Genomic DNA, 13,313 nt, shown 5'->3' with positions numbered 1-13,313 from the left:
ACGTCGCCCAGGAACTCAACGGCCGCCCACGACAGACGCTCGGCTGGGACAACCCAGCCGAGCGTCTGCGTGATCTACTGACAACCACATAAGCCATCAGGTGTTGCGACGACCCCCAGAAACCGCCCTACCGAAAGCGATAACAGGGGGCCCTTCCTAACCGCACCTACCGCAGGTACGACTCGACGGCGTCGGCCGCCCGGTCGACGCCCCCGTCGGCGCGTACCCGGTCCCGCAGCGCGCCCAGCCGGCGACGCACTTCGGGGTCCGACGCGACTTCGTCGACGGCTTGGCGCAGCGACTCTGCGGTCACCTGGTCGGTGGGCAGGTGCCGGCCGACGCCCAGCTCGACGAGCCGGTCGGCGTTGCCGAACTGGTCCACCGCCTGCGGGATAGCCACCGTGGGCACCCCGAACCAGAGAGCCTCGGTGCAGCCGCCCATCCCGGCGTGGGTGACGAACGCCGACGCGGCGGCGAGCACGGCGAGCTGCGGCACCCGACGGTGCACCTCGACGTTCTCCGGTAGCTCACCGAGGTCGGCCGGATCGACGTGCGCGCCGATCACCAGCACCACGTGCCAGTCCGAGTCGGCGAAGCCGGCCACGCAGGCCCGGTACACCGGAAGCTGGTCGGTGAAGGCGGTACCGAAGGAGACTAGGAGCACCGGTCGGTTGTCCGCCGGGGGCGTCCAGCTGGTGTCGGCGAGCCGGTCGGGGTCCAGGCACGGTCCGACGAAACGCACCGACGGCGGTACCCGGTCGGCGTGCGGCTGCATGGGCCGGGGGATCAGCGACAGCACCCGCTCCGGAAAGGTGATCCACCGCTGGGCGTCGACGTCGATGCCGTTCGCCGCCAGCCAGCGGTCGTAGGTGGCGAAGTAGTCCCGGCCGCTCGCCGACGCCCGCAACGCGTCGTAGAAGTCGGCCATGTCGTCCTCGTACCCCGCCCAGGCGACCATGGTCGGGGAGAGCTGCACCGCCGGTACCCCGAACCGGGTGGCCAGGACCGGACCGGCCAGCCCGCCGATGTCGTACAACACCAGGTCGGGACGGTCGTCGGCGAACCGGTCGAGCAGCCGGGGCAGTACGGCCATCCCCTCGTCGAGGAAGATCCGCATCGCCGAGCCCGGGTCGTCCGGCCAGCCGCGCTCACCGAGCGGCAGCAGCGACGGGTGCGGTACCGGCTCGGCGCCGGTCGGGGTGACCAGTTCGACCAGCGACTCACCGACGACGTAGCTGACCCGGTGGCCCCGGTCGACGAGTTCGCGGACGAGGGCCAACGAGGGGTAGATGTGGCTCGGCGCCGTGCAGCCGGCCATCAGGATGTGGGAACGCGCACGCATGGAATGGTCCTGTCGTGTCGGAGGAACGGGACATCGTCCGGCGGCGACACGGGTGACCCGCGACGGCGGCTACGGCCGTCGCGGCAACGACCGGTCGTTCACACGACCGGCGGGGTACGCCGCCTCAGGCGGCGATGCGCGTGCGGATGAATGCGTAACCCATGATCGGGACCCTAGCCCGGCTCGACCGGTCGCACCACCGCATTACCGGGCCCGGGTGTTAGGAAGGGCCCCTTCCTCTACCGAAAGCGATAAGAAGGGGCCCTTCCTTACACCTCAGGCGCCGCGCAGGGTGGCGCCGAGCCGGGCGGCGGCCTCGGCCACTGCGGCGTCCCGGGCGGCCACCGCCTCCTCGACGGTCAGCGTCCGGTCCGGGGCCCGGAAGGTGAGCTTGTACGCCAGCGACTTGCGGCCCTCGCCGAGCTGCGCGGAGGCGTACACGTCGAACAGGCGCACCGCTTCGAGCAGGTCACCGGCACCGTCGACGAGCGCCCGCTGCACGTCTGCGGCCGGGGTGTCGGCGTCGACCACGAGGGCCACGTCGATCAGCGCCGGCGGGAACCCGGAGATGTCGGGTGCCGGCACCGTCGCCGCCGCCGGCACCGCGTCCAGGTTCAGCTCCATGGCACTGGTCCGCCGGGGCAGTTCCAGGCTGGAGACGACCGCCGGGTGCAGTTCCCCGGCGTGCCCGACGACCGCGCCGTCGACCAGGATCTCCGCGCACCGGCCGGGGTGCCAGGGGGCGTACCCGGCGGACCGGACCGCGACCCGGTCGGCGGAGAGGCCGGCGGCGGCGAGTACCACCCGGGCCGCCTCGACCGCGTCGGCCCAGCCGGCGGCACGACCAGCACCCCACCAGCCACCCGGCTCGATGTCCCCGGCGAGCACCACGGCGACGTGCCGGGGCTGGTCGGGCACGGTCGCGTCGGCGGCGGCGAACTCGGCGTCGGTCGGTCGCCGGTCGACGCCCATGACCGGCGGGGTACCGGCACCGGCGCGCGGGTGGAAGACCGTGCCGATCTCGTACAGCGCCAGGTCCCGCTGGCCCCGGCCCAGGTTGCGCTTGAGCACCCCGAGCAGCGGGCCGAGCAGGCTGGTCCGCATCAGCGGTTCGGTGTCGGCGAGCGGGTTGGCCAGCCGGACCGCCGACCGGCGAGGGTCGTCGGCGGGCAGCCCGAGCAGGTCGGGCAGCTCGGGGCTGACGAACGGGTACGCCAGCACCTCGACGTAACCCTGCTCGGCCAGGGCCCGGGCCACCGACCGGTGCCGGCGCTGACCGGCGGTGAGGCCCCGGCCGGGGGGCGCGACGGGCAGCACGCTGGGCACCTCGTTGTACCCGTCGAGCCGGGCGACCTCCTCGACCAGGTCGGCCGGGTCGGTGAGGTCGGGACGCCAGCTCGGCGGGGTGACCACGAGCGCGGTACCGCCGCCGGTGGCTGCCGCGTCGACCGGACCGGCGGCCGCAGCGGCAGCCACGCCGACCGATCCGGGGTCCTCGGCGAGCCGGTCCGGACCGGTGGTGACGGTGCACCCGACCGCCTCCAGCAGGGCGACCACCCGCTCCGGCGGGTACGCCACGCCGATCCGTCGGGCGGGCAGGTCGACCGGGAGGCTGACCGGGGTGTTCGGCCGGACGTGGTCGAGGTCGAGGATCTCCGTGCCGGCCGTACCGCCACCGTGCGTGGTGAGCAGTTGCACCGCCCGTTCGATGGCGACCAGCGGCAGGGCCGGGTCGACGCCCCGTTCCCAGCGCTTCGCCGCCTCGCTGAACAGCTTGTGCCGGCGGGCCGTCCGGCCGACCATCACCGGATCCCAGTGCGCGGCCTCGAAGAGCACGTTCACGGTACCGGCGACCACCTCGCTGGTCTGGCCGCCCATCACGGCGGCCAACGAGATCGGCCCGCTGTCGTCGCAGATCACCATGTCCTCGGCGACCAGTTCCCGGGTCACCCCGTCCAGGGTGGTCAGCTTCTCCCCCGCCGTGGCCCGGCGGACCACCAGCGGGCCGGTGAGCCGGTCGGCGTCGAAGGCGTGCATCGGCTGGCCGAGTTCCAGCATGACGTAGTTGGTGATGTCCACCGGCAGCGAGATGCTGCGGATACCGGCGACGGTGAGCCGCTGCTGCATCCACCCGGGGGTGGGCGCGGTCGGGTCGACCCCGCGCACCATCCGGGCGGCGAACCGGTCACAGCCGACGGTGTCCTGCACCTCGACCGGGTACGCCGGCTCAGCGGTCGCCCCGGGGGCGGGGAGCAGACCGGGGTCGTGGAACGGCACGCCGAGGGCGTGCGACAGCTCGCGGGCGATGCCGCGCACGCTCATCGCGTACCCCCGGTCCGGGGTGATCTCGATCTCGACCACGACGTCGTCCAGCCCGACGACGGCGCGGGCGTCGTCACCGGGGCGGGCCGGGGTGTCGGCGGGGAGCACGATGATCCCGGAGTGGTCGTCACCGAGCCCCAGTTCCATCGCCGAGCAGATCATGCCGTTGGAGTTGCGGCCGTACGTCTTGCGCGCGCCGATGGCGAAGCCGCCGGGGAGCACCCCGCCGGGGAGGATCACCACGACCCGGTCGCCGGGGGCGAAGTTACGGGCACCGCAGACGATCTCCTGCGGCTCACCGGTGCCGTTGGCGGCACCGACGTCGACCCGGCAGAACCGGATGGGCTTCTTGAAACCGGTCAGTTCCTCGATGTCCAGGACCTGACCGACCACCAGGGACCCGGTGACCGTGGCTCCCAGGTCCACCACCGACTCGACCTCCAGGCCGAGGTCGACCAGGGCCTGCTCCAGGTCCCCGGGGGTGAGGTCGGCGGGCAACTGGACGTGCTCACGCAGCCAGGAAAGCGAAACTCGCATTGTTCAGACCACCGTCTCCGTTACTCGTTGCCGCATCCCGCTACGCCTCGACCCCGAACGCGCGGGTGAACCGCACGTCGCCCTCCACCATGTGCCGCATGTCGCTGACCCCGTTGCGGAACATCAGGGTGCGCTCGATGCCCATGCCGAAGGCGAATCCGGAGTAGACCTCCGGGTCGATGCCGCAGGCCCGCAGCACCCGGGGGTTGACCATGCCGCAGCCGCCCCACTCGACCCAGCGGGGACCGTCGCGGTGCTCCGGGAACCAGACGTCGAACTCGGCGGACGGTTCGGTGAACGGGAAGTAGTGCGGGCGCCACCGGGTCCGCGCGCCCGCGCCGAACATGGCCCGGGCGAAGTGATCGAGGGTGCCCCGCAGGTGGGCCATGGTGATGCCCTTGTCGACGACCAGCCCTTCCACCTGGTGGAAGACCGGGGTGTGGGTGGCGTCCAGTTCGTCGGTGCGGTAGACCCGCCCGGGGCAGACCACGTAGATCGGCGGGGTGCGGGTCAGCATGGTGCGCGCCTGCACCGGCGAGGTGTGGGTCCGCAGCACCAGACCGGACCCCTCGGCCGTGCCGTCCGGCGCGGCGACGTGGAAGGTGTCCATCAGGCCCCGGGCCGGGTGGTCGGCGGGGATGTTCAACGCGTCGAAGTTGGTCCACTCCAACTCGACCTCGGGCCCCTCGGCGACCTCGTAGCCCATCGCCACGAACAGGTCGCTGATCTGCTCCATCAGGGAGGTCAGCGGGTGCCGGGCGCCGCGCGGGCGGCGGTCGTACGGGACGGTGACGTCGACCCGTTCCTCGACCAGGACCCGCTCGGCCCGTTCCTGCTCCAGGACCTCGGAGCGGGCGGCGAAGGCCGACTCGATCAGTCGGCGGGCCTCGTTGACCCGCTTACCGGCGTCGGCTTTGGCGGCCGGTGGCAGCGCGCCGATCTCGCGGCGGGCCAGCGAGACCGGGGCCCGGTCGCCGAGGTGCTGGTGCCGCAGGGCGGCGAGCGCATCGAGGTCGGCGGCGGCGGCGAAGGCCTTCCCGGCCTCGGCGACGGCGTCGTCCAACGCGCTCTGGTCCAGCAGGGCGACCTGCTTCGGGTCGTACGGATCGTTGCGGTAGCTCATGGCGTACGGGCACTCCCTCACGGCGGGGCCGACCCTGACGGGTGGCGAAGGCGAGTTTACGGACGCGCGGCTGTGCCGCAGCCCGCCGGTGGGAGGGTGCGCAGGGTCAGGTCAGCCCCGCCGCCCGCCGGGACCGGCGGGCTGGCTAAACGAACGCTGCTGCGCGTTCATCATCTGGACGACTCCCTGGCCTATCGAAGTGCTCTGGCTGAAGCGTACAGGCAGACGGCTGCGGCGGCAGCCAGGTTCAGGCTCTCCGCGCGCCCGTGCAGCGGTACCCGGACCCGGGCGTCGGCGGCGGCGGCCAGGTCGGCGGGGAGGCCGTGCGCCTCGGAGCCGAACAGCCAGGCGGTCGGTGCGGCCAGGGCACCCGCATCGGCCAGGTCGTCCAGGTCGGTGTCGCCGTGGCCGGTGGCGGCCAGGACCCGCAGTCCGGCCGCCCGCAGCGCGTCGAGGACCGGGTACGGGTCACCGGCGCGGACCACGTCGACGTGGAAGAGGCTGCCGGCGGAGGCGCGGACCGCCTTGCCGTTGTACGGGTCGACGGTGTCCCCGGCGAAGACGACCGCACCGGCGCCGGCCGCGTCGGCGGTACGCAGCACCGTGCCGGCGTTACCGGGGTCACGGATCCCGGCCAGCACCGCGACCAGTCGGGTGGTGGGGGCCAGCGCGGCGGCCAGCGGGACGTCCAGGTGCCGGCAGACGGCGACCAGGCCCTGCGGGGCGACCGTCTCGGCCAGCGCGGCGAGTGCCTCGTCGGTGACCGGAGAGACGGGTACGCCCGCCCGGGCGGCCCGGCCGGCGAGGTCGGCGTACCGGTCGAGGGCGGCCGGGGTGCCGAAGAGTTCGGTGACCAGGTCGGGCCGGTCGAGGGCCTCCCGGACCGCCTGGGGCCCTTCGGCGAGGAACCGGCCGGTGGTGTCCCGGTCCCGGCGACGCTGGAGTCGACGGGCGGCGACCACCCGGGGCGTACGGGGTGTGAAGAGCACGGGATGTGGCTCCATGACGTGGTCGAGGCGCCCCCCGGACGCTGGTGACGGCACGGGGGACGCCTCGGTCAGGTACGGCGGGATCAGGCGGCCTGGGCCGCCGCGCCACCGGTGCCCTCGGCCGCGACCGCGGCCCGGGCCACCTCGACGATGGCGGCGAACGCCGCGGCGTCGTTGACGGCCAGGTCGGCCAGGATCTTCCGGTCGACCTCGACCCCGGCCAGCTTCAGGCCCTGGATGAGGCGGTTGTAGGTCAGCCCGTTGGCGCGGGCGCCCGCGTTGATCCGGGTGATCCAGAGCTGCCGGAAGTCGCCCTTGCGGTCACGACGGTCCCGGTAGGCGTACTGCATCGAGTGCAGCACCTGCTCCTTGGCCTTGCGGTACAGCCGGGAGCGCTGACCACGGTAGCCGCTGGCGGTCTCCAGCAGGGTACGACGCTTCTTCTGGGCGTTCACAGCCCGCTTGACGCGTGCCATCTCGAGTTACTCCTTCAGTCCGGGTTGGCGCGCGTCAGCGGCCGAGCAGCTTCTTGATTCGCTTGACGTCGGCCTTGGCCAACTCGACCGTGCCGGTCAGCCGGCGGGTCTGGGTGGAGGGCTTCTTCTCCAGGTTGTGACGCAGACCGGCCTGCTGGGCCACGATCTTGCCACGGCCGGTCACCTTGACCCGCTTGCCCATACCCGTGTGGCTCTTCATCTTCGGCATGTGAAACGTCTCTCCCCTGTTACTCGCCGGTGGTCCCGGCGGGTCCGGCCGCCTCGGCCGGCGGTGCCTCGGTCAGCGGTGCCTCGGCAGCGCTGGCCTCCCGCTCGCGCGCCGATCCCGCCCGGGCCGCCGTGGCGGAGGCCTTGACGGCTCGGTGCGGAGCCAAAACCATGATCATGTTGCGACCGTCCTGCTTCGGAGCGGCCTCGACGTACCCCAGCTCCGAGATCTCGGACTCGAGCCGGCGCAGGAGCCGGTAGCCCAGCTCCGGGCGGCTCTGCTCCCGACCGCGGAACATGATTGTCACCTTGACCTTGTCGCCGGCCTTGAGGAACCGCACCACGTGACCCTTCTTGGTCTCGTAGTCGTGCGGGTCGATCTTCGGCCGGAGCTTCATCTCCTTGATGACGGTCTGCTGCTGGTTACGCCTGGCTTCGCGCGCCTTGAGTGCACTCTCGTACTTGAACTTGCCGAAGTCCATGAGCTTGCACACCGGCGGGCGCGCCATCGGCGCAACCTCGACCAGGTCCAGGCTGACGTCCGCGGCCAGCTGCAGGGCGCGCTCCAGTGGGACGATGCCCACCTGCTCGCCCTCGGGGCCGACCAGTCGGACCTCACGTGCCCGGATCTGCTCGTTCACGCGTGGTTCGACGCTGATGGGGCCTCCTCGAGTCCGAAATCTCCACAGGTGCGACCCCGCGCGCTCCCGGGTGGGAGCGACCCGGAAAGCAGAAGGCCCCGGCGCATGCCAGGGCCCGCTCGACCGGTCGGCACGATCCAATGATCGCGCATCCGGCACGGAAATAATTCCGAACCGGTGACCGGACCCGGACACCGTGGGTGACTCGGGTGGGAGCAGGCGCTCCGCTTCATGGCTGCGTGGGCGAAAGCCCGCAGCCTGGTCGACCGGACAACACTACCACCTGCGCCCGGGTCCACCCAGCCAGGGCCCGTTGCGTCAACCGCCGACCCGGGCGGTTACGTCACCGCCAGCCAGGGCGGTGTCACGTCAACCGCCGGCCAGGGCGGTCAGCCGGTCCTGGTGCAACCGGCGCAGCGCCCGCACCCCGGCCACCGCCAGCTCGCGGTCGGCGGCCTGCAGGGCCACCATCGGTACCAGGTCGTCGTCGTGCAGCTCCAGGCTCGCCCACGGGGCGCCCCGGTCGAAGCGCACCCCCCGGACGACCTCCCAGGGCAGCTCGTACGAGCCGATCACGTTGCGGACCCGGATCCCCCGGGTGTCCGCCTCGACGCGGGGCCGGGTGAGCAGCAGCACACCGAGCGCGCCGAGCAGCCCGAGCCCGACCATGGCGACCTGGTCGCCGCGTTGGAAGGTGCCGAAGCCGTTGCCGGTCGAGCCGGTCATCGCGGTGGCCGAGACGCTGGCGACCAGCACCAGCGCCACGGCAACGGACCAGCACACCACCCGGATCCGGCGGGGTCGCAGGCGTACGACGTCGGAATCGCTCACCCGACCAGTCTGCCATCCGGTTCGGCCGGCTCGGTCGGTACGACCGGCTCCGACCGTCGACGCCGGCCGACGCCGGCGACGACGACCGCCACCAGGGTGAGCACCGCACCGGCCAGCACCGGCAGACCGGGCCCCGGCCCGGTCGGCACCACCGCGTCCAGCAGCAGCGCACCGGCCAGCTGCCCGGCCACCAGGGCCAGACCGGTGCGCAGCACCCCCACCGAGCGGACCCCGACCAGCAGCGCCGCCACGATCGCCACGCCACACAGGCCGCCCAGGTAGAGGTACGGCTGCGCCGGCCAGGGCAACCCGGCCAGGTTGCCGAACGCACCGGCCAGGGCGGCGACGGCGAGGATCACCGGGGTACCGACGGCGAAGTTGACCACGGTGGCCGCCGGCCCGCCGACGACCGCGCCGACCCGGCCGTTGAGCGCGGCCTGCCCGGCGACCGCGATCCCACCGGCCACGGCGAGCAGTACCGGCCCCACCGCCAGGTCGCCGAGCGGCCGACCGATCTGGGCCAGCGCGACCGCGCCGACACCGAGCAACGCGCCGGTCAGCCGGGCGGGGGTGAGCGCCAGTCGGCCGGCCGGCGCCAGCCCGGTCCGGTCGACGGCCAGCCCGCCGAAGCTGTTCCCGGCCACCTGGGCGATGGTGAACAGGGCCACCCCGAGCACCGGTACGACGTAGCTGGCGACCACCACGATCACCGCGCCGCCCAGCCCGCCGAGGTACGCCCACCAGGGCAGGCCGGCGTGCCGCAGCCCGGTGAGCGCGGCGCGTACCGGCCGGGCCAGCAGCAACCCGACGCCGATCACCAGGCAGCCGCCCAGGTTGTTGACCACCGCGCCGATCATCGGACTGCCGACCCGCTCGCCCAGCTCCGCGTTGACCAGGCCCTGCGCGGCGGAGGCCACCCCGCCGAGGACGACCAGTCCGAGGGCCAGCCAGCCCGGCAGGACACCCCCGCCGGTCGGGCGGGGGCCTCCGGCCGGACGGCGTCTCACAGCCGGCAGGCGTGGATGTTGGTGACCAGGATGGCCCGGGCCCCGAGGTCGTAGAGCTCGTCCATCATCCGGTGCACGTCGTCGCGGCGGACCATCGCCTGCACCGCCACCCAGCCCTCCCGGTGCAGCGGGGAGATGGTCGGCGACTCGATGCCCGGGGTCAGGCCGGTGGCCTGCTCCAGCAGGTCGGCGCGGACGTCGTAGGCGAGCATCACGTACCGGCGGGCGACCAGGACGCCCTGGAGCCGGCGGAGCAGCTGGTCGGCCTGGGCGCAGCCGGGGGCACCGGTGCGCCGGACCAGCACGGCGGAGGAGTGCAGCAGTGGCTCACCGAAGACCACCAGCCCGGCCTGGCGCAGGGTGGCTCCGGTCTCGACGACGTCGGCGATGACGTCGGCCAGGCCGAGCCGGACGGCGTTCTCCACCGCCCCGTCCAGCCGGATGATCTCCGCTTTGACGTCCTGTCCGGCGAGGTGCCGTTCGACCACGCCCGGGTACGCGGTGGCGATCCGGTGCCCGCCGAGGCTGTCCAGCGAGCCGATCCGGTCCGGACGGGCGGCGAACCGGAAGGTGGCCCGGCCGAAGGAGAGGTCGATGACCTCCTCGGCCGGGGCGCCGGAGTCGACCAGCAGGTCCCGGCCGGTGATGCCGAGGTCCAGGTCGCCGGAGCCGACGTAGGTGGCGATGTCCCGGGGACGCAGGTAGAAGAACTCGACGTCGTTGCCCTCGTCCCGGCAGACGAGGTCCTTGCTGTCGGTGCGCTGGCGGTAGCCCGCCTCGCGCAGCATGGCGGCGGCCGGTTCGGCCAGGGTGCCCTTGTTGGGAATGGCGACGCGCAGCATCGAGTGCTCCTTACGAAAGGATCGGATCCGGTCGTCGGGTGGGGCACTCACAGATGTCGGTAGACGTCCTTCAGGTCCAGGCCGGTGGCGAGCATCAGCACCTGCGCCTGGTACAGCAGCTGGGAGATCTCCTCGGCGGCCCGTTCCGGGCCCTCGTGCTCGGCCGCCATCCACGCCTCGGCCGCCTCCTCGACGACCTTCTTGCCGATCGCGTGCACCCCGCGCTCCAGCGCGGCCACCGTCGCCGAGCCCGGAGTGCCGGCTGCGGCCTTCGCCTGCAACTCGGCGAACAGCTCCTCGAACGTCTTCACGGGATCCGATTCTCGCAGCCGGCCGATCGGCACCGGGGCACCGGGGCACCCCCGTTCCACCTTCCCTACCCGGCCGGTGGGTTACTGTATGGATGCCTGTCGAGATCACGCCTATGCTGTCCGCCATGGCCCGCCGCGCTCCGGTCGCCGCCGCGACCGTCACCGCCGTCACCGCTGTCCTCGCCGCGCTCACCGCGTGCGCCCCCCAGAGCGACGACCCGGCCCCGGAGCCGGCCCGCGCCTCCTGCACGAAGGACGACCTGCGCACCCGCACACCGGGGCGGCTCACCATCGCCACCGACGAGCCGGCGTACGAGCCGTGGTTCAAGGACAACAAGCCGGAGAACGGCGAGGGCTTCGAGGCGGCCGTCGCCTACGCGGTGGCGGAGCAGCTCGGGTACGCCCGCAGCGACGTCACCTGGGTCCGGGTCCGGTTCGACAACGCGATCGCACCGGGGCCCAAGGAGTTCGACTTCGACATCAACCAGTTCTCCATCACCGAGGCACGCAAGCAGGCGGTCGACTTCTCCACGCCGTACTACCTGGCCCGGCAGGCGGTGATCGCGCTGAAGTCCTCGAAGATCGCGGGCAGGCGGTCGCTGGCCGACCTGCGCACGGCCCGGCTCGGCGCCCAGGTCGGGACGACCAGCTACCAGGCGATCACCGAGATGATCAAGCCGACGGTCAGGCCGCAGGTCTACAACAGCAACGACGACGCCAAGAAGGCGTTGCAGAACGGGCAGGTGGACGGGATCGTGGTCGACCTGCCGACCGCCTTCTACATCACCGGGGCGGAGCTCACCGACGCCACCATCGTCGGGCAGGTGCCGCAGGTGGGCGTACCGGAGGCGTTCGGCCTGCTGCTGGACAAGAACTCCCCGCTGACCTCCTGCGTCAGCCGGGCGGTCGGTCAACTGCGCGACACCGGTCGGCTCACCGAACTCGAAGGGCGTTGGCTGGCCCAGGCAGCCGGGGCCGTCGAGCTGACGTGACGCTGACCGCGCACGTCCCCTCCGCGGTCCAGCGCCGCCGGCTGGCGTACCGGCGCCGGCAGACCGTCCGCTCGGTGCTGGTCGCCGCGGCGTCGACCGCGGTGCTGGGTACCCTGCTGGTGGTCGCGGTGACCGGGGCGCCCGGCTGGGACCGGGTCCGGCGGTCCTTCCTGGATCCGACGATCGCCCGGGACGCGCTGCCCGACGTGCTGACCGGGCTCTGGCTCAACCTGCGGCTGCTGGTCTGCTGCGCGGTCGGCGCGCTGCTGCTCGGGCTGCTGGTGGCGCTGCTGCGGACCCTGCGCGGGCCGGTCTTCTTCCCGGTCCGGGCGCTGGCCGCCGGGTACACGTACACCTTCCGGGGCCTGCCGCTGATCATCGTGCTGTACCTGCTGACCCTCGGTGTGCCGGGCCTGCGGCTGGCCGGTACCCCGTCGGTGCTGGTGCTCGGTGCGCTCGCGCTGATCGTCACCTACGGCGGCTACCTGGCCGAGGTGTTCCGCGCCGGCATCGAGTCGGTGCACCCGAGCCAGTTCGCCGCCGCCCGCTCGCTGGGGCTCACCTACCGGCAGGCGATGCGGCACGTGATCCTGCCGCAGGCGGTCCGCCGGGTGGCCCCGCCGCTGCTCAACGACGTGGTGGCGTTGCAGAAGGACGTCGGGCTGGTCTCCCTGGCCGGGCCGATCGACGCGGTCCGGGCAGCCCAGATCGCCACCGCCGAGAGTTTCAACTACACGCCGTACATCGTCGCCGGGGTGCTGTTCGTGCTGCTCGCGATCCCGCTGATCGCGGTCACCGACTGGGTGACGCTGCGCGCGGCCCGCCGGGCCGGGAGGTGACCGCCGTGCCGCCGGTGCTGACCTGCCGTGGGGTACGCAAGGAGTTCGGTGGCCAGCCGGTGCTGGCCGACCTCGACCTGACCGTCGCCGAGCACGAGGTGGTGGCGCTGATCGGCGCCTCCGGCTCCGGCAAGTCGACCCTGTTGCGCTGCGTCAACCTGTTGGAGGAGATCGACGACGGGGTCATCGAGTTGGACGGCGAGGACATCTCCGATCCCCGGGTCGACCCGGACCGGGTACGCCGCCGGATCGGGATGGTGTTCCAGTCGTACAACCTCTTCCCGCACCTGAGCGTGCTGGCCAACATCACCCTGGCGCCCCGCCGGGTGCACCGGCGCGACCGCGCCGAGGCGGAGGCACAGGCCCGTGACCTGCTGGCCCGGGTGGGGCTGGCGGACAAGGCGGACGCCTACCCGGACCGGCTCTCCGGCGGGCAGCAGCAGCGGGTGGCGATCGTCCGGGCCCTGGCCAACTCGCCCCGGCTGATGCTGCTCGACGAGATCACCTCGGCACTCGACCCGGAACTGGTCGGTGAGGTGCTGGCGATGGTCCGGGACCTGAAGGCGGACGGGATGACCATGGTGCTGGCCACCCACGAGATGGGCTTCGCCCGGGACGTCGCCGACCGGGTCTGCTTCCTCGACGGTGGCCGGGTGATCGAGCAGGGCCCGCCGGAGCAGGTGCTCGGCGAGCCCGTCCAGCCACGTACCCGGCAGTTTCTGCGCCGGATCATCGACGCCGGCCGGCTCTGAGCGACGGCCCGTCGTCCACGCCGTGGACCCGTTGGCCCGCGCCCCGGCCCGGATCGCCCCCGGGCCGGGCCGGCTGTCCGC

The 13,313-nt window shown here is 72.8% G+C and carries 14 protein-coding genes; 3 read left to right on the top strand and 11 right to left on the bottom strand.

The features are described 5' to 3' along the window. Window positions 1-166: 166 nt before the first annotated feature. The 11 genes from GSF22_RS06390 to GSF22_RS06340 all read right to left on the bottom strand — a co-directional run bounded on the left by GSF22_RS06390 (window position 167) and on the right by GSF22_RS06340 (window position 10,649). Entirely contained in the window at window positions 167-1,342 is a 1,176-nt protein-coding gene (locus tag GSF22_RS06390; RefSeq protein ID WP_244366408.1) for a macrolide family glycosyltransferase, read from the bottom strand. 276 nt (window positions 1,343-1,618) lie between these two features. Next, window positions 1,619-4,201, bottom strand: coding sequence for a phenylalanine--tRNA ligase subunit beta (locus GSF22_RS06385; RefSeq protein WP_208811806.1), 2,583 nt, complete (start codon window positions 4,199-4,201; stop codon window positions 1,619-1,621). Between the two features lie 40 nt (window positions 4,202-4,241). Next, a complete protein-coding gene (gene pheS / locus GSF22_RS06380; protein WP_208811805.1) occupies window positions 4,242-5,324 on the bottom strand; it encodes a phenylalanine--tRNA ligase subunit alpha in 1,083 nt (360 codons plus the stop codon). A 191-nt stretch (window positions 5,325-5,515) separates the two neighbouring features. Continuing rightward, window positions 5,516-6,328 (bottom strand): TrmH family RNA methyltransferase, encoded by an 813-nt coding sequence (locus GSF22_RS06375; RefSeq protein ID WP_208811804.1) that lies wholly within the window; start codon window positions 6,326-6,328, stop codon window positions 5,516-5,518. Window positions 6,329-6,396: 68 nt separating this feature from the next. After that, the gene (gene rplT, locus GSF22_RS06370) at window positions 6,397-6,789 is read right to left on the bottom strand and encodes a 50S ribosomal protein L20 (protein WP_208811803.1); all 393 of its coding nucleotides are present in this window, start codon (window positions 6,787-6,789) and stop codon (window positions 6,397-6,399) included. Between the two features lie 34 nt (window positions 6,790-6,823). Continuing rightward, complete coding sequence (gene rpmI / locus GSF22_RS06365; RefSeq protein WP_161691510.1) at window positions 6,824-7,018, bottom strand: 50S ribosomal protein L35; 195 nt, start codon at window positions 7,016-7,018, stop codon at window positions 6,824-6,826. 19 nt (window positions 7,019-7,037) lie between these two features. Then, complete coding sequence (gene infC, locus GSF22_RS06360) at window positions 7,038-7,658, bottom strand: translation initiation factor IF-3 (RefSeq protein WP_208811802.1); 621 nt, start codon at window positions 7,656-7,658, stop codon at window positions 7,038-7,040. A 369-nt stretch (window positions 7,659-8,027) separates the two neighbouring features. Next, window positions 8,028-8,489: a PH domain-containing protein gene (locus GSF22_RS06355; protein WP_208811801.1), complete on the bottom strand. Its 462-nt coding sequence runs from the start codon at window positions 8,487-8,489 to the stop codon at window positions 8,028-8,030. After that, window positions 8,486-9,496 carry a DMT family transporter gene (locus GSF22_RS06350; protein WP_307803781.1) on the bottom strand — a complete coding sequence of 337 codons (1,011 nt, stop codon included), beginning with the start codon at window positions 9,494-9,496 and terminating at the stop codon, window positions 8,486-8,488. The genes GSF22_RS06355 and GSF22_RS06350 overlap by 4 nt, the downstream gene beginning before the upstream one ends. Then, a complete protein-coding gene (hisG, locus tag GSF22_RS06345) occupies window positions 9,493-10,338 on the bottom strand; it encodes an ATP phosphoribosyltransferase (protein WP_208811800.1) in 846 nt (281 codons plus the stop codon). Before hisG ends, GSF22_RS06350 begins: the two co-directional genes overlap by 4 nt. A gap of 47 nt (window positions 10,339-10,385) precedes the next feature. Then, on the bottom strand, window positions 10,386-10,649 hold the full coding sequence (locus tag GSF22_RS06340) for a phosphoribosyl-ATP diphosphatase (protein ID WP_208811799.1): 264 nt from the start codon (window positions 10,647-10,649) through the stop codon (window positions 10,386-10,388). 125 nt (window positions 10,650-10,774) lie between these two features. On the opposite strand from GSF22_RS06340, the gene GSF22_RS06335 reads away from it, so the two are divergent. Genes GSF22_RS06335 through GSF22_RS06325 form a run of 3 tightly spaced genes read left to right on the top strand, consistent with a single transcriptional unit; the run spans window position 10,775 to window position 13,232 of the window. Then, window positions 10,775-11,641 carry an ABC transporter substrate-binding protein gene (locus GSF22_RS06335; protein ID WP_208811798.1) on the top strand — a complete coding sequence of 289 codons (867 nt, stop codon included), beginning with the start codon at window positions 10,775-10,777 and terminating at the stop codon, window positions 11,639-11,641. Window positions 11,642-11,643: 2 nt separating this feature from the next. Further along, the gene (locus tag GSF22_RS06330) at window positions 11,644-12,480 is read left to right on the top strand and encodes an amino acid ABC transporter permease (protein WP_244366422.1); all 837 of its coding nucleotides are present in this window, start codon (window positions 11,644-11,646) and stop codon (window positions 12,478-12,480) included. A 5-nt stretch (window positions 12,481-12,485) separates the two neighbouring features. Next, the gene (locus GSF22_RS06325; protein ID WP_307803779.1) at window positions 12,486-13,232 is read left to right on the top strand and encodes an amino acid ABC transporter ATP-binding protein; all 747 of its coding nucleotides are present in this window, start codon (window positions 12,486-12,488) and stop codon (window positions 13,230-13,232) included. The last annotated feature ends 81 nt before the right edge of the window (window positions 13,233-13,313 follow it).

The organism is Micromonospora echinofusca (genome assembly GCF_017614955.1).
In the GTDB taxonomy this organism is placed as follows: domain Bacteria; phylum Actinomycetota; class Actinomycetes; order Mycobacteriales; family Micromonosporaceae; genus Micromonospora; species Micromonospora echinofusca_A.
Note: the sequence above shows the minus strand (reverse complement) of the source record. Positions and strands in the feature narration are given on the sequence as shown.